Genomic DNA, 17,783 nt, shown 5'->3' with positions numbered 1-17,783 from the left:
TTCGTACAGCGAAGCGCATACCGATACGATTATTGGAGGACGGGTGACGGAGAATTGACGGCGTTCGCGCGTACCGGCGGCTTTGCTGGCACCGGTGCAGTTTGTGTGCCAGCACGCTTCAACGCGGCGTCAGGCTGAACATTGGCCGTCCCGGCGCTGGTCAGACTGCGGCGCACATCCAGATTTCGAGAGATCACCAGCACCACGCGGCGGTTCTTGGCGCGCCCGGCGGCCGTGGTATTGGGGGCAATCGGCTGAAACTCGCCATAACCGACCGAGGCGAGACGCGCCGGATTGACGCCGTCCATGGCCAGCATGCGCACAATACTGGCAGAGCGCGCCGACGACAGTTCCCAGTTGGTGGGGAACTGCGACGTGTTGATCGGCTGGTCGTCAGTGAAACCTTCCACATGGATGGGGTTGTCGAAGCGTTTGACGATCCCGGACACCTTCTCGATGATCGAAAACGCCTTGTCACTGGGCATCGCATCGCCGCTGCCGAACAGCATGCTGGAGTTGAGCTCGATCTCGACCCACAGTTCGTTGCCACGCACGGTCATCTGGTCAGACTTGAGCAAATCCCCGAAGGCATCGCGCACGTCCTGGGCAATGGTCTGCAACGGGTCGTCTGAAGCCTGGCCGATGCCGGCGTCGGTCTGCTCGCTGTCCTTGAGCAACGGCTCGGCAGGTTTGACCGAGACAGGGCGCTGCTCGCCGATCGGGATCGGTTTCATGGTCCGCTCGGTGTCGTTGAACACGCCGACCAGCGCTTGAGAGAGGATCTTGTACTTGCCTTCGTTGATCGAGGAAATCGAGTACATCACTACGAAGAAGGCGAACAGCAGGGTAATGAAGTCGGCGTAGGACACCAGCCAGCGCTCGTGATTCTCGTGTTCTTCGGGCTGACGACGGCGTGCCATGTGCGCTTACTCCATGAAGCCTTGCAGCTTGAGTTCGATGGAGCGCGGGTTTTCACCCTCGGCAATGGACAGCAGGCCTTCCAGAAGCATTTCGCGATAGCGCGACTGGCGATGAACGATGGCTTTGAGCTTGTTGGCCACCGGCAGCAGAATCAGGTTGGCGATGGCCACCCCGTAGATGGTCGCGACAAACGCCACCGCGATGCCGCTGCCCAGCTGACTGGGATCAGCCAGATTGCCCATGACGTGAATCAGGCCCATCACCGCACCGATGATGCCCACGGTCGGCGCATAGCCGCCCATACTTTCGAACACTTTGGCCGCCAGAATATCGCGGGTTTCCTGAGTGATGAAATCCACTTCGAGGATGCTGCGAATGGCCGCAGGTTCGGCGCCATCGACCAGCAATTGCAAGCCTTTGCGGGCATAACCGTCTGGCTCGGCGTCGGCCACGGTCTCCAGACCAAGCAGGCCTTCCTTGCGCGCCGTCATGCTCCAGCCAATGACCCGATCAACCCCGCCAGGCAGGTCGATGCGCGGCGGAAAGATAATCCAGCCGACGATTTTCAGGGCGCGCATGAATGCGCTCATCGGCGACTGCAACAGCGAGGCACCGAGCGTGCCGCCTATCACGATCAATGCAGCCGGGCCGTTGATCAAGGCGCCAAGGTGCCCGCCTTCGAGAAAGTTACCGCCGATAATCGCGACGAACGCCAGAATCAGGCCGATAAGACTCAGCACATCCATCAGAGACAGGCCTCGACCAGGTGCCGACCGATGTCATCCAGGCTGTAGATCGCATCCGCGAGCTCCGCCTTGACGATCGCCATCGGCATGCCATAGATCACGCAGCTCGCTTCATCCTGCGCCCACACGGTGCTGCCAGCCTGCTTGAGCAGACGCGCGCCCTCTCGACCGTCTGCGCCCATGCCGGTCAGCACCACAGACAACACTTTGTCGCCGTAGGATTTGGCGGCGGAACCGAAGGTAATATCCACACACGGTTTGTAGTTCAAGCGCTCGTCGCCAGGCAGAATTTTCACCGTCCCGCGACCATCGACCATCATCTGCTTGCCGCCAGGTGCCAGCAGCGCTAGACCGGGACGCAAAACATCGCCGTCCTCAGCCTCTTTCACACTGATCTTGCAGAGTTTGTCGAGCCGCTCGGCGAACGCTTTGGTGAACGCCGCAGGCATGTGCTGAATCAACACCAGCGGTGCCGGAAAATTGGCAGGCAACTGGGTCAGTACCCGCTGCAAGGCAACCGGACCGCCCGTCGAGGTTCCGATGGCGACCAGTTTGTAGGCCTTGCGCTTGGCAGTCCCGGTCGTGGTCGGGTGCGTGGGTGCATGGTGAGCATGGCCGTGGGTTGGCGCGGCAGCGACAGGCGCGGCGGCACGCGGCGGCACGGTCCGCGCAGGCGTCGCAGGAGCTGGCGTACGACTGGATGGGGCCGGAGCTGCAGCGGAAAGCGCAGCGCTCGTCGCCCCCAACCCGCTTGAACGGCGATTACTGCGGGAAATGCTGTTGATCTTCTCGCACAGCAGTTGTTTGACTTTCTGCGGATTGCGCGAGATATCTTCGAAATTCTTGGGCAGGAAATCCACAGCACCGGCGTCCAGCGCATCCAGCGTCACGCGCGCACCTTCGTGCGTCAGCGACGAGAACATCAAGACCGGGGTGGGAATACGTTGCATGATGTGACGGACTGCCGTAATGCCATCCATCATCGGCATTTCGTAGTCCATGGTAATGACGTCAGGCTTGAGCGCCAGCGCCTGCTCAATTGCTTCCTTGCCATTGGTAGCGGTGCCGACAACAACAATGTTGGGGTCCGAAGAAAGAATTTCCGTGACACGGCGGCGGAAGAAACCGGAATCATCCACCACCAGGACCTTGACTGCCATAAACACTCCAATGGGCGTTGCAGGCAGCCAAGCCGCCCGCAACACCGGGTTCAGATACGCCGTGCGGCGTAACGCTTGAGCATGCTGGGTACATCGAGAATCAGCGCAATGCGACCGTCACCGGTAATGGTGGCGCCCGACATGCCCGGCGTACCCTGCAACATCTTGCCCAGCGGTTTGATGACCACTTCTTCCTGACCGACCAGTTGATCGACGACAAAGCCGATGCGCTGGGTGCCAACAGTAAGAATCACGACGTGCCCTTCACGCTGCTCCTCATGAGCGGCCGAACTGACCAGCCAGCGCTTGAGGTAGAACAGCGGCAGAGCCTTGTCACGCACGATGACGACTTCCTGACCATCGACGACGTTGGTGGTCGACAGGTTCAGGTGGAAGATTTCGTTGACGTTGACCAGCGGGAAGGCAAACGCCTGGTTGCCCAGCATCACCATCAGGGTCGGCATGATCGCCAGGGTCAGCGGGACCTTGATGACGATTTTCGAACCCTGGCCTTTGGTCGAGTAGATGTTGATAGACCCGTTGAGCTGGGAAATCTTGGTTTTCACCACGTCCATGCCCACACCACGGCCCGACACATCGGAAATCTCGGTCTTGGTCGAGAAGCCCGGCGCGAAGATCAGGTTGTAGCAATCGGTGTCGCTCAACCGGTCGGCGGCATCCTTGTCCATCACGCCACGCTTGACCGCAATGGAGCGCAAGACGTTCGGGTCCATGCCCTTGCCGTCATCGGAAATCGACAGCAGAATGTGGTCGCCTTCCTGCTCGGCCGAGAGAATCACGCGGCCACCACGGGACTTGCCCGTGGCTTCGCGCTCTTCCGGCGTTTCGATACCATGATCGACCGCGTTGCGCACCAAGTGGACCAGCGGGTCGGCAAGCGCCTCTACGAGGTTCTTGTCGAGGTCGGTTTCTTCACCGACCAGTTCCAGGTTGATCTCTTTCTTGAGCTGGCGAGCCAGGTCGCGAACCAGACGCGGGAAGCGGCCGAATACTTTCTTGATCGGCTGCATGCGGGTCTTCATCACCGCCGTCTGCAGATCTGCGGTCACCACATCCAGGTTGGACACCGCCTTGGACATGGCTTCGTCAGCGCTGTTGAGCCCCAGACGAACCAGACGGTTACGCACCAGCACCAGCTCACCCACCATGTTCATGATCTCGTCCAGGCGGGCGGTATCGACGCGAACAGTGGTCTCAGCTTCGGTGGCTACCGGTTTTTCAGCCGGAGCAGCCGCAGAGCGAGCCGGGGCCGGCGCTGGAGCCGCTTTGGCTGGCTCGGCTTTCGCAGCAGGTGCCGGTGCAGGTTTGGCAGCAGGCGCCGGAGCGGCCGCTGGAGCAGGCGCCTTGGCAACAACCACCTGAGGCTCGAATTTGCCCTTGCCATGCAACTCGTCAAGCAGGCTTTCAAATTCGTGATCGGTGATTTCATCCGACGCAGCCGCCTTGGAGGCAGCAGGTGCCTTGGCAACCGCCGCAACCGGAGCAGCAGCCGGCGCCGCTACAGCGCCGTCAAACGATCCCTTGCCATGTAACTGATCAAGCAAGGCTTCGAATTCATCGTCAGTGATTTCATCATTGCCGGACGCGGCTTTGCTGCTCTGCGCAGCTGCCGCCGGGGCAGGTGCGACTGCAACTTCCGCCGCAAATTTGCCCTTGCCGTGCAACTGATCGAGCAGGGATTCGAATTCCTGATCGGTGATCTCGTCGCCCGAAGCTGCACTGGCAGCAGGGACTGGTGCAGCGGCCGGCGCGGCCGACGCCGGATTGCTGCCATGCAGCGAATCCAGCAACTGTTCGAATTCATCATCGGTGATGTCATCGCCGCCTGCTGCCTGCGCCACCGCCGGGGCAGGAGCCTCGACGACAGGTTCTGGTTCCGCAGCCACAGGCGCATCCGCAGACTGTGGCTCGGCCAGACGCGCCAGCGCGGCCAGCAGTTCCGGTGTAGCGGGCGTTACGTCAGTCCGTTCACGCACCTGACCAAACATGCTGTTGACGGCGTCCAGAGCTTCCAGGACTACATCCATCAGTTCGGAATCAACGCGTCGCTCACCCTTGCGCAGGATGTCGAACACGTTTTCGGCGATATGGCAGCACTCCACCAGCTCATGGAGCTGGAGGAAGCCGGCGCCCCCTTTTACAGTGTGAAAACCGCGAAAAATTGCATTGAGCAGATCAGCATCATCCGGTCGGCTTTCCAGCTCGACCAATTGCTCTGACAACTGCTCCAGAATTTCGCCGGCCTCTACCAGAAAATCCTGAAGGATTTCTTCATCGGCGCCGAAGCTCATGGGGTGCTCCCTAAAATTAACCGTCAACAGACCTTAGAAGCCGAGGCTCGATAGCAGATCGTCTACATCATCCTGTCCGGATACGACGTCTTCACGTTTATCGGCATGAATCTGCGGACCTTCACCCTTGGCGAGATGTTTTTTAGGATCTTTTTCAGCAAGGATGGATTCTTCGTCATGTTCGATGCCTGCGAAGCGATCGACATGACTGGCCATGAGCACCAGTTTGAGCAAATTGCCTTCTACTTCAGTGACCAACTGCGTGACACGCTTGATGACCTGACCGGTAAGGTCCTGGTAATCCTGGGCCAGCAGAATGTCGTTGAGGTGGGCAGAAACTTCGTGGGTTTCCTTCTCGGTACGCGTCAGAAAACCATCAACCCGCTTGGCGAGTTCGCGAAATTCCTCGGCACCGATTTCACGGCGCATGAAACGCCCCCAGTCTTCGCTCAACGCCTTGGCGTCGGTACTCAGACCGTTCATGAGCGGCGTGCTTTCCTCGACCAGGTCCATGGTGCGGTTGGCCGCATTCTCGGTCAGCCGTACAACGTACGACAGCCGCTCGGTGGCGTCAGTGATCTGCGACACCTCTTCGGCCTGAGGCATGTGCGGATCGATCTGGAAATTGACGATTGCACTGTGCAACTCACGAGTCAGCTTGCCCACTTCCTGATAAAGGCCGCGGTCACGTGTCTGGTTGAGCTCATGGATCAGCTGCACAGCTTCGCCAAAACGGCCTTTTTCAAGGCTGGTGACGAGTTCCTGCGCGTGTCTTTTTAGGGTCGACTCAAAGTCGGCCATCGAATCTGTGTTATCCATAGCGCCCTCACGGCATGCATCAGCTATTGACGCGTTCAAAGATCTTTTCGATCTTCTCTTTCAGCGCTTGAGCCGTGAATGGCTTGACTACATAACCGTTCACCCCGGCCTGGGCAGCTTCGATGATCTGCTCACGCTTGGCTTCGGCAGTGACCATCAGCACGGGAAGGCTCTTCAGCCGATCATCCGCACGCACCTGACGCAGCAGATCGATACCGGACATGCCAGGCATGTTCCAGTCCGTCACCAGAAAGTCAAAGGCACCGCTCTGCAGCATCGGCAATGCGGTCAGACCATCGTCCGCTTCCGACGTGTTGGTAAACCCCAGATCGCGCAACAGGTTCTTGATGATCCGCCGCATCGTTGAGAAGTCATCAACGATGAGGATTTTCATGTTCTTGTCCAATTCGACCTCCAAGCAGTCTTTAACGCGTTCAGCACCTGAACACGCTGTTCACTCAATACTGGCACAGCACACTCCCAGCTATACGAAACGGCGACGGGCTTGGCACAACGACAATCGAGACTGCGACTAAAGCCCATCGAGACACTGCCCGACAGGCCTTTGCCTCGTCTTTCCTGTTACCACGTAACGCTTTGCACAGCCGGCATGCAGACAACGCGCGACAAATGCCGCGCACTGCCGTCAACGCGCTCGCCACTCCCCCAAACGCCCTCGCAAACGAGCTGCGCACTGGCTGTGTAACTGACTGACTCGCGATTCGCTGACCCCCAGAACCTCTCCGATTTCCTTGAGGTTCAGCTCTTCGTCGTAGTACAGCGCCAACACCAGACGCTCACGCTCCGGCAAATTGGCAATTGCATCGGCCAACGCGGCCTGGAAGCGCTCGTCTTCCAGGTCGCGCGACGGCTCGAGCGAACCGCTCGCGCCGTCCTCGTGCAGCCCTTCATGATCGCCGTCCTGCAGCAGGTCGTCGAAACTGAAAAGGCGGCTGCCCAAGGTATCATTCAAAATCCCGTAATAATCATCAAGACTCAACTGGAGTTCGGCCGCAACCTCGTGATCTTTAGCGTCACGTCCGGTTTTAGCTTCAATTGCGCGAATTGCGTCACTGACCATGCGTGTATTGCGATGGACCGAGCGTGGCGCCCAGTCACCCTTGCGCACTTCGTCGAGCATCGCGCCACGAATGCGAATGCCGGCGTAGGTCTCGAAACTCGCACCCTTGGTGGAATCGTATTTGGTGGAGACCTCAAGCAGACCGATCATGCCGGCCTGAATCAGATCTTCCACCTGCACGCTGGCTGGCAAACGCGCCAGCAGGTGATAGGCGATACGCTTGACCAGCGGCGCATACCGCTCGATCAACTCGTATTGCGAATTACGAGAACTCTTGCTGTACATCTGATAGCCGCTCGCAGTCATTGCACAGGCCCCGCACTGGTCTGGTGGACGAGTCGCTCGACGAAGAACTCGAGGTGACCCCGCGGGTTGGCTGGCAACGGCCAGGTATCAACCTTCTGGGCAATGGCCTTGAACGCCAGTGCGCATTTGGAACGCGGGAATGCTTCATAGACGGCACGCTGTTTCTGCACGGCCTTGCGCACGCATTCGTCGTACGGCACGGCGCCTACATACTGCAGGGCAACATCAAGAAAACGGTCGGTGACCTTGGTCAGCTTGGCGAACAGGTTGCGCCCTTCCTGAGGGCTCTGGGCCATGTTGGCCAGCACCCGGAAGCGGTTCATGCCGTAATCGCGATTGAGCAGCTTGATCAGGGCGTAGGCATCGGTGATCGACGTGGGCTCGTCGCACACCACCAGCAGTACTTCCTGAGCAGCGCGCACAAAGCTCACCACTGATTCGCCGATGCCGGCAGCCGTGTCGATCACCAGCACATCGAGGTTGTCGCCAATCTCGCTGAATGCCTGGATCAGACCGGCATGCTGGGCCGGGGACAGATGCACCATGCTCTGCGTGCCGGAAGCGGCAGGCACGATGCGAACACCACCCGGCCCCTGCAACAGAACGTCGCGCAATTCGCAGCGACCCTCGATCACATCGGCAAGCGTGCGCTTGGGTGTCAGCCCGAGCAGAACGTCGACATTGGCCAGACCAAGATCGGCATCCAGCAGCATGACGCGCCGGCCAAGCTCGGCGAGGGCCAGTGAGAGGTTCACTGACACGTTAGTCTTACCGACGCCACCTTTGCCGCCGGTCACCGCGATCACCTGTACGGGATGCATGCTGCCCATGTTATTTCTTTACCTTGTCTTGCGTAGACCGAAACCACACCGAGAACCGCACATTCACAAATGAACAATGCCTGGCAGACCGTTGATGCAGGGACATTCCAATACTATCCATCACTTAACCCACTCTCTTGCCAGGGGTGTGATAGAGGTCAGCAAACATATCAGCCATCGCTTCCTCGCTAGGCTCATCCTGCATCTGCACACTGACGGCACGACTGACCAACTGATGACGCCGTGGAATGTGCAGATCATCAGGAATACGTGGGCCGTCCGTGAGGTAGGCCACTGGTAATTCGTGACTGATTGCCAGGCTCAGGACTTCGCCGAGGCTGGCTGTTTCATCGAGCTTGGTCAGAATGCATCCCGCCAGACCGCAACGTTTGTAACTGTGATAAGCCGCCGTCAGTACCTGCTTCTGGCTGGTAGTGGCCAGCACCAGATAGTTGCGCGACTTGATGCCACGACCTGCCAGACTTTCCAGTTGCATGCGCAACGCCGGATCACTGGCTTGCAGCCCGGCGGTGTCAATCAGGACCACACGCTTGCGCAGCAATGGCTCCAGCGCCTGAACCAGCGACTGGCCAGGATCGATATGAGTGACCGGCACGTTGAGGATGCGGCCCAATGTCTTGAGCTGCTCCTGAGCACCGATACGAAAACTGTCCATGCTGACCAGCGCGATGTTTTGCGGGCCGTATTTCAGCACGTAGCGGGCGGCGAGCTTGGCCAGCGTAGTGGTCTTGCCCATGCCAGCCGGGCCGACCATGGCAATCACGCCGCCTTCTTCCAGCGGCTCGACTTCAGGCACTGCGATCATCCGCGCCAGGTGCGCCAGCAACATGCGCCAGGCCTGACGGGGCTCGTCGATATCCGGAATCATCGACAGCAGATCGCGGGACAGCGGGCCGGACAGACCGACGCGTTGCAGACGGCGCCACAGGTTGGCCTGCTGCGGACGGCTGCCCTGCAGCTGATTCCAGGCCAGGGAGCCGAGCTGGACTTCCAGCAGCTCGCGCAGACCATTCAATTCCGAACGCATCGAGTCAAAGGCACGCTGGCCGCCAGCAGGCTCTGCGGCAGGTGCCGGCGCGTAGGCAAACGGACGTGGCGGCTCTTCGAGCGTCGGTTCGATGTGCGTATCGACAGCGCTGCCGGTCTTGCCGGAAAACAGCTGAAGATTGACCGAGGTGTCACTGTCGCTGCGATTGTTCAATTCAGCCTGAGCGGAGACGATGCGCGACTGGGTTTTGCGCAGTTCGTCTTCAAGCTCCATGTTCGGTACGCGCGGGGCCAGGGCAGACAGCTTGTAATCCAGAGCAGCAGTCAGCTCTACGCCACCGGCAATCCGCCGGTTACCGATGATGGCCGCTTCAGCGCCCAGCTCATCGCGAACCAGTTTCATGGCCTGACGCATATCGGCGGCGAAAAATCGCTTAACTTGCATGACTCACTACCTCAGCCGTTTGGCCCGACAGTCGCTACGATGGTTACTTGCTTGTTGTCCGGTATTTCCTGATACGCCAGCACATGCATGTTCGGTACAGCCAATCGTCCAAATCGTGACAGCATCGCCCGGACCGGACCTGCTACCAGAAGAATCACCGGCAACCCTTGCATCTCTTGACGCTGGGCGGCCTCGATCAACGAACGCTGGAGCTTTTCAGCCATGCTCGGCTCAAGCAAAACGCCTTCTTCCTGACCCTGACCAGCCCTCTGTAGACTATTGAGCAATATCTGTTCCAACCTTGGTTCAAGAGTGATAACAGGCAGCTCCGGCTCAACGCCTACAATGCTTTGGACGATTGCGCGGCTCAAACCGACCCGCACAGCCGCGACCAGCGCGGCGGTATCTTGACTCTTTCCGGCGTTGTTAGCGATGGACTCTGCGATGCTGCGGATATCACGCACCGGCACGTGTTCGGCCAGCAGCGCCTGCAGCACATTGAGCAACGACGACAACGACAGCACACCCGGAACCAGCTCCTCAGCGAGCTTGGGCGAGCTTTTGGCAAGCAATTGCATCAACTGCTGGACTTCTTCGTGACCGATCAGCTCATGGGAGTGCTTGTACAGAATCTGGTTAAGGTGCGTCGCGACCACAGTACTGGCGTCCACCACCGTGTAGCCCAGCGACTGCGCCTGGCTGCGCTGGCTGATTTCGATCCAGACCGCTTCAAGGCCAAACGCCGGGTCTCTGGCGGTGATGCCGTTCAGGGTGCCAAAGACTTGCCCGGGATTGATCGCCAGCTCGCGATCCGGATAAATCTCGGCCTCGGCGAGGATCACGCCCATCAGCGTCAAGCGATAGGCACTGGGGGCCAGATCGAGGTTGTCGCGGATGTGCACGGTCGGCATCAGGAAGCCAAGCTCCTGAGAGAGCTTCTTGCGCACGCCCTTGATACGCGCGAGTAACTGACCACCCTGATTGCGGTCCACCAACGGAATCAGGCGATAACCCACTTCCAGGCCGATGATGTCGATCGGGGTCACGTCGTCCCAGCCCAGCTCTTTGGAATCCTGAACGCGGGTCGGAGACGGCAGCAGGTCTTGCTGGCGCTGCACTTCGGCAATGGCTTCGACCTTGACCTGATTTTCTTTCTTCCACAACAGGTAGGCACCGCCAGCGGCCACCAGCCCGAGACTGATAAAGGAGAAGTGCGGCATGCCCGGCACCAGACCCATGACGATCATGATCGCGGCGGAAACACCCAGCGCCTTCGGCGAGGCAAACATCTGACGATTGATCATCTTGCCCATGTCTTCCGAACCGGAAGCACGGGTCACCATGATCGCGGCCGCGGTGGACAGCAGCAGTGATGGCAACTGCGCCACCAAACCGTCACCGATGGTCAACAGGGTGTAGACGCGACCGGCATCGGCGAAGCTCATGTTGTGCTGAAAGATACCGACCAGCATCCCGCCGATGAGGTTGATGAACAGAATCAACAGGCCGGCAATCGCATCGCCGCGCACGAACTTGCTGGCACCGTCCATGGAACCGTAAAACTCGGCTTCCTGGGCGACTTCGGCACGCCGGCGCTTGGCCTCTGGCTGATCGATAAGACCGGCATTGAGATCAGCGTCGATGGCCATCTGCTTGCCGGGCATCGCATCGAGGGTGAAGCGCGCGCTCACCTCGGAAATACGACCGGCACCTTTGGTGATTACCACAAAGTTAATGATCATGAGGATCGCGAACACCACGATACCGACCACGTAGTTGCCGCCGATGACCACTTCACCGAAGGCCTGAATCACCTTGCCCGCCGCCGCGTGACCGTCCTGACCGTGCAGCATGACCACCCGGGTGGAAGCCACGTTCAGCGCCAGACGCAGCAACGTGGCGACCAGCAGAATGGTCGGGAATACCGAGAAATCCAGTGGCCGCAATGCGTAGACGCAGACCAGCAGCACGACGATCGAGAGTGCGATGTTGAACGTGAAAAGCACGTCCAGCAGGAACGGCGGCATGGGCAACATCATCATTGCCAGCATGATCAGCAACAACAACGGAACGCCCAACTGACCACGGCCCAGGCCACTGATATTGCTGCGTGCGCTACTGAGTAATTGAGAGCGATCCACTGATTCGTTACCTGCGCACTAGATCAAAACATTGACGCCAAAAGCGCCCTGTATCGACCCTGTTGCAAAAACCTGTCCAACTTTTATAAAGCCACTACAGGCAAGGCTTTGAGGTAGAAATTGCGCAAGACGAGCGCGATCAGTGAAGCCAGAGAACCTTGCACTGCGCACCCAAGGAGCGGAGGCAGAGCGTCACCCATCTGCGGGAATGCCTTGTGGCAGAAAAATACAGTACTTCAGGACGTGCTAACGGCTACGCATCGCGCTGCAGATCCGGGGGGATTTTGACGTCGCCGAGGGGGTCGGGGCGCTTGCCCTGGCCGGCGTGGAACTGGCGGATCTGGTAGACGTAGGCCAGCACCTGGGCCACGGCCAGATAAAGCCCGGCGGGGATTTCCTGGTCCAGCTCGGTGCTGTAGTAGATGGAGCGAGCGAGCGCTGCCGACTCCAGAATAAGTATCTGGTTGTGCGCACCAATCTCGCGAATTTTCAGCGCCACAAGGTCTGACCCCTTGGCCAGCAGCATAGGCGCCCCGCCCTGCTCGGGATCGTATTTCAGGGCTACGGCGAAGTGCGTCGGGTTGGTAATAATGACGTCGGCCTCGGGAATCGAGGCCATCATCCGCCGCTGGGACATTTCACGTTGCAATTGGCGAATGCGCTGCTTGACCTCCGGGTTACCGTCGCTGTTTTTGTGTTCGTCGCGCACTTCCTGCTTGGTCATCAGCAGTTTCTTGTGCGCCTGATACAGCATAAACGGCACGTCCGCTGCTGCAATGAACGCCAGACCGCAGGCCATCCAGAAGCTGCTCCAGCCCACCACGATCAGGCTGTGAATCATCGCCTGCTCAAGCGGCTCGTGGGCGATGGCGATCAGATCCTTGCGCTCGCTATTCAATACCGCCAACGCAACCGCCAGGATGATCAGGAATTTACCGAGTGACTTGAGCAGTTCGACCAACGCGCTTGGCGAAAACATGCGCTTGAGCCCGGCTGCCGGGTTCATGCGGCTGAACTTGGGCATCAGCGGCTTGGCTGTAAACAGCCAGCCGCCCAGCAGGATCGGCCCCACCAGGGCAGCCAGCAGCATGACTATCAGAAACGGCAGCACCACCACCAGGGCATGCAGGCCTGAACTGAGCAGCGCTTTGCCCATATAGGACTGATCCATCAGCGTTTCACGCGTTATCGTGAAATTGTCGCGCATCAGTGCGGACATCATCTCGGCGATGTCGGAGCCGAAGATCAGCAACCCGCCCGACCCCATCAACATCACCACCAGCGTGGTCAGCTCCTTGGAGCGCGCAATCTGGCCATCGGCCCGTGAGTCCTTGACCTTCTTTTCCGTGGGGTCTTCTGTCTTGTCCTGGCCATTCTCGTTTTCTGCCATTTCAACGAGCCCTCACCATATCGCGTAACGCCTGCAATGCCTGGCTGGCAATCGGCTGATACTGATTGAGAATGTCACCGATGGTCAGCCACAGAATAACCATGCCCATCACCAGGGTCAGCGGGAAACCGATCGAGAAGATGTTGAGCTGCGGCGCGGCGCGAGTCATTACGCCAAAGGCGATGTTGATGATCAGCAACGCCGCGATCGCAGGCAGTACCAGCCGCAGCCCGGAACTCAATACCCAGCCCAGCCCGTTCGCCAGCTCCCAGAAATTATTGACCAGCAGACCACTGCCGACGGGCATCGTGGTAAAGCTCTCGACAAGAATTTCCAGCACCACCAGATGGCCGTTCATGGACAAGAACAGCAGCGTGACCAGCATCGTGAAGAACTGACCGATCGTCGCGGAAGACACGCCGTTGGTGGGGTCGACCATCGAGGCGAAGCCCATGCCCATCTGCGTGGAGATGATCTGCCCGGCAATCACGAAGATATGGAAGAACAACTGCAGCGACAGCCCCATCCCGGCACCGATGATGATCTGCTCGCCGATCAGCAATAACGCACTCAGATCCAGCGCTTCGACCGGCGGCATGTTCGGTAACGCCGGCGCGACCACGACGGTGATCGCAACCGCCAGGTACAAACGCACCCGACGTGGCACCAGCGTGGTACCAATGATCGGCATGGTCATCAGCAGCGAAATGATCCGAAAAAGCGGCAACATGAAGGCCGCCACCCAGGTACTGATCTGGGTATCGGTCAGCGCGAGCATCGACTGCATGCGGCGCTAGCCGATCAGCGTCGGAATACTGGTGTACAGCGCCAGCATGTATTCCATGAATATTTTCAGCAGCCAGGGCCCGATAGCGATCAAGGTCACCAGCATCACCAGCAGGCGAGGCAGAAAGCTCAATGTCTGTTCGTTGATCTGGGTGGCAGCCTGAAACATCGCCACCAGCAGACCGCACAACAGGCTCGGCACCACGAGTATGGCGACCAGAACCGTGGTCAGCCACAGCGCTTCGCGAAACAGATCGACGGCTACTTCCGGCGTCATCGGGCAGACTCCTCAGTGAAACGACTCATACGCCACCAAAACTGCCAGCCAGGGTGCCGACAATCAGCGCCCAGCCATCCACCAGCACAAACAGCATGATCTTGAACGGCAGGGAGATGATCAGCGGCGACAGCATCATCATACCCATGGCCATCAGCACACTGGCGACCACCAGATCGATGATCAGGAATGGAATGAAGATCATGAAGCCGATCTGAAACGCCGTCTTGAGTTCGGAAATCACGAACGCCGGCACCAGAATAGTCAACGGCGCGGCATCCGGCGTCGGGATATCAGTACGCTTGGACAGGCGCATGAACAGCTCGAGATCACTAGTACGCGTCTGCGCCAGCATGAAATCCTTGATCGGCACCTGCGCTTTGGCAACCGCATCCTGCGCCGTAAGCTTTTCCGCCAGATAAGGCTGCAAGGCGTCCTGATTCACCCGGTCGAAAACCGGCGCCATGATGAACATGGTCAGAAACAGCGCCATGCCGGTCAGGATCTGGTTCGACGGTGTCTGCTGCAAGCCCAGGGCCTGACGCAGAATCGAGAACACGATAATGATCCGGGTGAAGCTGGTCATGAGCATGACGAACGCCGGGATGAAACTCAGCGCCGTCATGATCAGCAGGATTTGCAGGCTGACCGAATACTCCTGCTGACCATCCGCGCCATTGGACAGCGTGATTGCCGGTATCGACAGCGGATCGGCCGCCAGAACAGATGGCGCCACCATGACCAGCAACAGCGGTATCAGGAAACGCAAGGCGCCCATTACTTCTTGTCCTTATCCTTGCCCATCAGCTCCATCAGACGCTGAGCGAATTCAGGCGTCGCCTGTTCACGCACCGGTACACTCACCGGCTCCTTGAGTACATGCAAGGGCGTGATTCGACCCGGCGTAATACCCAGTAATACCTGTTCGTCGCCGATTTGCACCAGCACCAGACGATCGCGCGGCCCCAGGGCACGCGTACTCACCAGTTCGATAACCTGACCGTTGTTCGGTCCGATGCGCTGCACGCGGCGCATCAGCCAGGCCAGCACGAAAATCAGACCGACCACCAGTATCAGACCGAACAGCAGCTGCACCAATTGCCCGCCCATCCCGCCGGACACGGTAGTGGCCACTTGCGCAGGTGCCGCCTGGACAGCAGGCTCGGCGGCCCAGGCCAACGACGGCAGGGTCAACAGAACACTCAGCCAGCGCTTCATTCAGCGCAGCTTCTTGATGCGTTCGCTCGGGCTGATCACGTCGGTGAGACGGATGCCGAACTTCTCATTGACCACCACCACCTCGCCGTGAGCGATGAGCGTGCCATTGACCAGCACGTCCAGCGGCTCGCCAGCCAGACGGTCCAGCTCGATCACCGAACCCTGGTTGAGCTGCAGCAGGTTACGAATGTTGATATCGGTGCTGCCGACTTCCATGGAGATCGACACCGGAATATCCAGAATCACGTCCAGGTTCGGACCATCCAGCGTTACCGGGCCGGTGTTCTTCGGCACGCTGCCGAATTCTTCCATCGCCAGACGGCTACCCGAATTGCCCGCATCCGCAGCCAGCAACGCGTCAATGTCCGCTTGCCCGCCGTCGCCGGCCTCGCCCAGTGCAGCCGCCCATTCATCGGCCAGTGCCTGATCTTCAGCAGACGTCATATCGTTTTCATCAGCCATCAGTTGTCCTCTGTACGCAGTCTTTCAGTTACGCAAAATGTCCGACGCCGACCTGACCGGTCAACGTCGTGCTATGGGTTCGATTACTTGCAGGGCCATCTTGCCCTTGTGCGAGCCAAGCTTGACCTTGAATGAAGGCACGCCGTTGGCACGCATGACCAGCGAGTCGCTCAGTTCGACCGGTATCACATCGCCGGGGCGCATGTGCAGGATGTCGCGCAATGGCAACTGACGCTGGGCAATCGTGGTCGTCAGCGGCACGTTGACGTCGAGTACGTCTTCTTTCAACGCGTTGACCCAGCGCTCGTCCTGATCGTCGAGGTCTGACTGGAAGCCGGCATCGAGCATTTCGCGGATCGGCTCGATCATCGAATACGGCATGGTCACGTGCAGATCACCGCCACCGCCGTCGAGTTCGATGTGGAACGTCGAGATCACCACCGCCTCGCTCGGGCCGACGATGTTGGCCATGGCCGGGTTCACTTCCGAGTTGATATACTCGAAGTTGACTTCCATGATCGCCTGCCAGGCTTCTTTGAGGTCGATGAATGCCTGATCCAGCACCATGCGCACGACGCGCAATTCAGTCGGTGTGAACTCACGACCTTCGATCTTGGCGTGACGACCGTCACCGCCGAAAAAGTTATCCACCAGCTTGAACACCAGCTTGGCGTCGAGGATGAACAGCGCGGTGCCGCGCAACGGCTTGATCTTGGCCAGATTGAGGCTGGTTGGTACATATAGCGAATGCACGTACTCGCCAAACTTCATGACCTGCACACCGCCCACCGCCACATCCGCAGAGCGGCGCAGCAGGTTGAACATACTGATGCGGGTGTAGCGGGCGAATCGTTCGTTGATCATTTCCAGGGTCGGCATGCGACCCCGGACAATCCGGTCCTGGCTGGTCAGGTCATAACTTTTGACGCTGCCCGGCTCGCCGGGGCCGTCGGTCTGGACCATACCATCGTCAACACCATGCAGCAGCGCGTCGATTTCGTCCTGGGAGAGCAGGTCTTGCACAGCCATGTGAAAATCCTACTGCAATACGAAATTAGTGAAGAGCAGCTGTTCGATCACAGTCTTGCCGAGTTCTTTCTGTGCGACTTCCTGAATGCTCGCGGTCGCTTTCTGACGCAGCATTTCCTGGCCGATCGGCGACGCCAGCGACTCGAATGGAATACTTGCGAAGAGCATGACCAGATTGTTACGAATCAGCGGCATGTGCACTTTCAGGGCTTCCATGTCAGCAGCGTTGCGCCCGAGCATGGTGATACTGACCTGCATGTAGCGCTGACGACCATTGGCGTTGAAGTTGACTACGAACGCGGGCGTCATCGGTTCATAGACCGCCACTGGCTTGACGTTGGCCGCCGCTGCCGCTGCCGCCGGGTCTACCTTGCTTTCGCCCTTGTGCATGAGAAACCAGGTCGCGCCCACTAACAGACCCACGGCCAACAACAGCGCCACGACGGCGATAATGATGAGCTTGAGTTTACCTTTGCCTTTGGGTGCGGGGTCTTTAACGTCTTCGCTCTGCGCCATGCCAATAATCCGTCACTATTCAAGAGTTTCTTCACTACGTGACAGAGGCAGAGCAAGTGTTATGCCAGAGTTGTACGGAATGGGGATGTAGCGGACACAAGTGGTTACGCTCGCGGGTGCAGTTGAGCAGTGCCGGGTATCTTGTGGGATGTGGCGGGGCGGCGATCCGCATTGCTCGCGAAGAGGTCGGCACAGCCTTCGCAGAATAGGGCGTTGACTCTCGCTCCTGTGCTGCATGGCGATGCTTTTCGTGACGCTCAGCGCCACACTGCGGTTCTGCGGTGTCAGTGATGTTTGTTTCTGACTCAGGTCACCTTTGCGCCCCCGGCGAACAGCATCAGGCGG

18 protein-coding genes are annotated in these 17,783 nt (G+C 59.0%); all 18 read right to left on the bottom strand.

What is annotated here, in order from left to right; all coding sequences use genetic code 11:
• Positions 1–29: 29 nt before the first annotated feature.
• Positions 30–920, bottom strand: coding sequence for a flagellar motor protein MotD (gene motD, locus ABJ99_RS09975; RefSeq protein WP_054085668.1), 891 nt, complete (start codon positions 918–920; stop codon positions 30–32).
• 6 nt (positions 921–926) lie between these two features.
• On the bottom strand, positions 927–1,667 hold the full coding sequence (locus tag ABJ99_RS09970; RefSeq protein WP_054085667.1) for a flagellar motor protein: 741 nt from the start codon (positions 1,665–1,667) through the stop codon (positions 927–929).
• Complete coding sequence (locus tag ABJ99_RS09965) at positions 1,667–2,827, bottom strand: protein-glutamate methylesterase/protein-glutamine glutaminase (protein WP_054085666.1); 1,161 nt, start codon at positions 2,825–2,827, stop codon at positions 1,667–1,669. The genes ABJ99_RS09970 and ABJ99_RS09965 overlap by 1 nt, the downstream gene beginning before the upstream one ends.
• Before the next feature lie 50 nt (positions 2,828–2,877).
• Entirely contained in the window at positions 2,878–5,139 is a 2,262-nt protein-coding gene (locus ABJ99_RS09960; protein ID WP_054085665.1) for a chemotaxis protein CheA, read from the bottom strand.
• 33 nt (positions 5,140–5,172) lie between these two features.
• Entirely contained in the window at positions 5,173–5,958 is a 786-nt protein-coding gene (locus ABJ99_RS09955; RefSeq protein ID WP_024671909.1) for a protein phosphatase CheZ, read from the bottom strand.
• A gap of 19 nt (positions 5,959–5,977) precedes the next feature.
• Complete coding sequence (locus tag ABJ99_RS09950) at positions 5,978–6,352, bottom strand: chemotaxis response regulator CheY (protein WP_162491530.1); 375 nt, start codon at positions 6,350–6,352, stop codon at positions 5,978–5,980.
• A 252-nt stretch (positions 6,353–6,604) separates the two neighbouring features.
• Positions 6,605–7,345 carry an RNA polymerase sigma factor FliA gene (fliA, locus tag ABJ99_RS09945; RefSeq protein WP_007252107.1) on the bottom strand — a complete coding sequence of 247 codons (741 nt, stop codon included), beginning with the start codon at positions 7,343–7,345 and terminating at the stop codon, positions 6,605–6,607.
• The gene (gene fleN, locus ABJ99_RS09940; protein ID WP_003412391.1) at positions 7,342–8,175 is read right to left on the bottom strand and encodes a flagellar synthesis regulator FleN; all 834 of its coding nucleotides are present in this window, start codon (positions 8,173–8,175) and stop codon (positions 7,342–7,344) included. The genes fliA and fleN overlap by 4 nt, the downstream gene beginning before the upstream one ends.
• Before the next feature lie 115 nt (positions 8,176–8,290).
• Positions 8,291–9,619: a flagellar biosynthesis protein FlhF gene (gene flhF / locus ABJ99_RS09935; protein ID WP_054085664.1), complete on the bottom strand. Its 1,329-nt coding sequence runs from the start codon at positions 9,617–9,619 to the stop codon at positions 8,291–8,293.
• Positions 9,620–9,630: 11 nt separating this feature from the next.
• Positions 9,631–11,760 (bottom strand): flagellar biosynthesis protein FlhA, encoded by a 2,130-nt coding sequence (gene flhA / locus ABJ99_RS09930; RefSeq protein ID WP_054085663.1) that lies wholly within the window; start codon positions 11,758–11,760, stop codon positions 9,631–9,633.
• A 253-nt stretch (positions 11,761–12,013) separates the two neighbouring features.
• Positions 12,014–13,150 (bottom strand): flagellar biosynthesis protein FlhB, encoded by a 1,137-nt coding sequence (flhB, locus tag ABJ99_RS09925; RefSeq protein WP_054085662.1) that lies wholly within the window; start codon positions 13,148–13,150, stop codon positions 12,014–12,016.
• 1 nt (position 13,151) lies between these two features.
• Positions 13,152–13,937, bottom strand: a complete 786-nt coding sequence (fliR, locus tag ABJ99_RS09920; protein ID WP_054085661.1) for a flagellar biosynthetic protein FliR — start codon at positions 13,935–13,937, stop codon at positions 13,152–13,154.
• A gap of 6 nt (positions 13,938–13,943) precedes the next feature.
• Positions 13,944–14,213 carry a flagellar biosynthetic protein FliQ gene (locus tag ABJ99_RS09915; RefSeq protein ID WP_007252102.1) on the bottom strand — a complete coding sequence of 90 codons (270 nt, stop codon included), beginning with the start codon at positions 14,211–14,213 and terminating at the stop codon, positions 13,944–13,946.
• A gap of 25 nt (positions 14,214–14,238) precedes the next feature.
• Positions 14,239–14,991, bottom strand: a complete 753-nt coding sequence (gene fliP / locus ABJ99_RS09910; RefSeq protein WP_007252101.1) for a flagellar type III secretion system pore protein FliP — start codon at positions 14,989–14,991, stop codon at positions 14,239–14,241.
• Entirely contained in the window at positions 14,991–15,431 is a 441-nt protein-coding gene (gene fliO, locus ABJ99_RS09905) for a flagellar biosynthetic protein FliO (RefSeq protein ID WP_054085660.1), read from the bottom strand. Before fliO ends, fliP begins: the two co-directional genes overlap by 1 nt.
• Positions 15,432–15,893, bottom strand: coding sequence for a flagellar motor switch protein FliN (gene fliN, locus ABJ99_RS09900; protein WP_024672559.1), 462 nt, complete (start codon positions 15,891–15,893; stop codon positions 15,432–15,434). It abuts the gene before it with no gap.
• 60 nt (positions 15,894–15,953) lie between these two features.
• Complete coding sequence (fliM, locus tag ABJ99_RS09895; RefSeq protein WP_054080214.1) at positions 15,954–16,922, bottom strand: flagellar motor switch protein FliM; 969 nt, start codon at positions 16,920–16,922, stop codon at positions 15,954–15,956.
• Between the two features lie 9 nt (positions 16,923–16,931).
• On the bottom strand, positions 16,932–17,438 hold the full coding sequence (gene fliL, locus ABJ99_RS09890; RefSeq protein WP_054085659.1) for a flagellar basal body-associated protein FliL: 507 nt from the start codon (positions 17,436–17,438) through the stop codon (positions 16,932–16,934).
• Between the last annotated feature and the right edge of the window lie 345 nt (positions 17,439–17,783).

Origin of the sequence: Pseudomonas syringae pv. cilantro (genome assembly GCF_001293775.1) — a bacterium.
Lineage (GTDB): Bacteria > Pseudomonadota > Gammaproteobacteria > Pseudomonadales > Pseudomonadaceae > Aquipseudomonas > Aquipseudomonas syringae_P.
This window is presented reverse-complemented; position numbering and strand designations above follow the sequence as displayed.

Bases quoted from the DNA above. Each gene is read 5' to 3' on its own strand.
- motD (WP_054085668.1), bottom strand. From the start codon at position 920: ATGGCACGCCGTCGTCAGCCCGAAGAACACGAGAATCACGAGCGCTGG.
- ABJ99_RS09970 (WP_054085667.1), bottom strand. From the start codon at position 1,667: ATGGATGTGCTGAGTCTTATCGGCCTGATTCTGGCGTTCGTCGCGATT.
- ABJ99_RS09965 (WP_054085666.1), bottom strand. From the start codon at position 2,827: ATGGCAGTCAAGGTCCTGGTGGTGGATGATTCCGGTTTCTTCCGCCGC.
- ABJ99_RS09960 (WP_054085665.1), bottom strand. From the start codon at position 5,139: ATGAGCTTCGGCGCCGATGAAGAAATCCTTCAGGATTTTCTGGTAGAG.
- ABJ99_RS09955 (WP_024671909.1), bottom strand. From the start codon at position 5,958: ATGGATAACACAGATTCGATGGCCGACTTTGAGTCGACCCTAAAAAGA.
- ABJ99_RS09950 (WP_162491530.1), bottom strand. From the start codon at position 6,352: ATGAAAATCCTCATCGTTGATGACTTCTCAACGATGCGGCGGATCATC.
- fliA (WP_007252107.1), bottom strand. From the start codon at position 7,345: ATGACTGCGAGCGGCTATCAGATGTACAGCAAGAGTTCTCGTAATTCG.
- fleN (WP_003412391.1), bottom strand. From the start codon at position 8,175: ATGGGCAGCATGCATCCCGTACAGGTGATCGCGGTGACCGGCGGCAAA.
- flhF (WP_054085664.1), bottom strand. From the start codon at position 9,619: ATGCAAGTTAAGCGATTTTTCGCCGCCGATATGCGTCAGGCCATGAAA.
- flhB (WP_054085662.1), bottom strand. From the start codon at position 13,150: ATGGCAGAAAACGAGAATGGCCAGGACAAGACAGAAGACCCCACGGAA.
- fliR (WP_054085661.1), bottom strand. From the start codon at position 13,937: ATGCAGTCGATGCTCGCGCTGACCGATACCCAGATCAGTACCTGGGTG.
- ABJ99_RS09915 (WP_007252102.1), bottom strand. From the start codon at position 14,213: ATGACGCCGGAAGTAGCCGTCGATCTGTTTCGCGAAGCGCTGTGGCTG.
- fliP (WP_007252101.1), bottom strand. From the start codon at position 14,991: ATGGGCGCCTTGCGTTTCCTGATACCGCTGTTGCTGGTCATGGTGGCG.
- fliO (WP_054085660.1), bottom strand. From the start codon at position 15,431: ATGAAGCGCTGGCTGAGTGTTCTGTTGACCCTGCCGTCGTTGGCCTGG.
- fliN (WP_024672559.1), bottom strand. From the start codon at position 15,893: ATGGCTGATGAAAACGATATGACGTCTGCTGAAGATCAGGCACTGGCC.
- fliM (WP_054080214.1), bottom strand. From the start codon at position 16,922: ATGGCTGTGCAAGACCTGCTCTCCCAGGACGAAATCGACGCGCTGCTG.
- fliL (WP_054085659.1), bottom strand. From the start codon at position 17,438: ATGGCGCAGAGCGAAGACGTTAAAGACCCCGCACCCAAAGGCAAAGGT.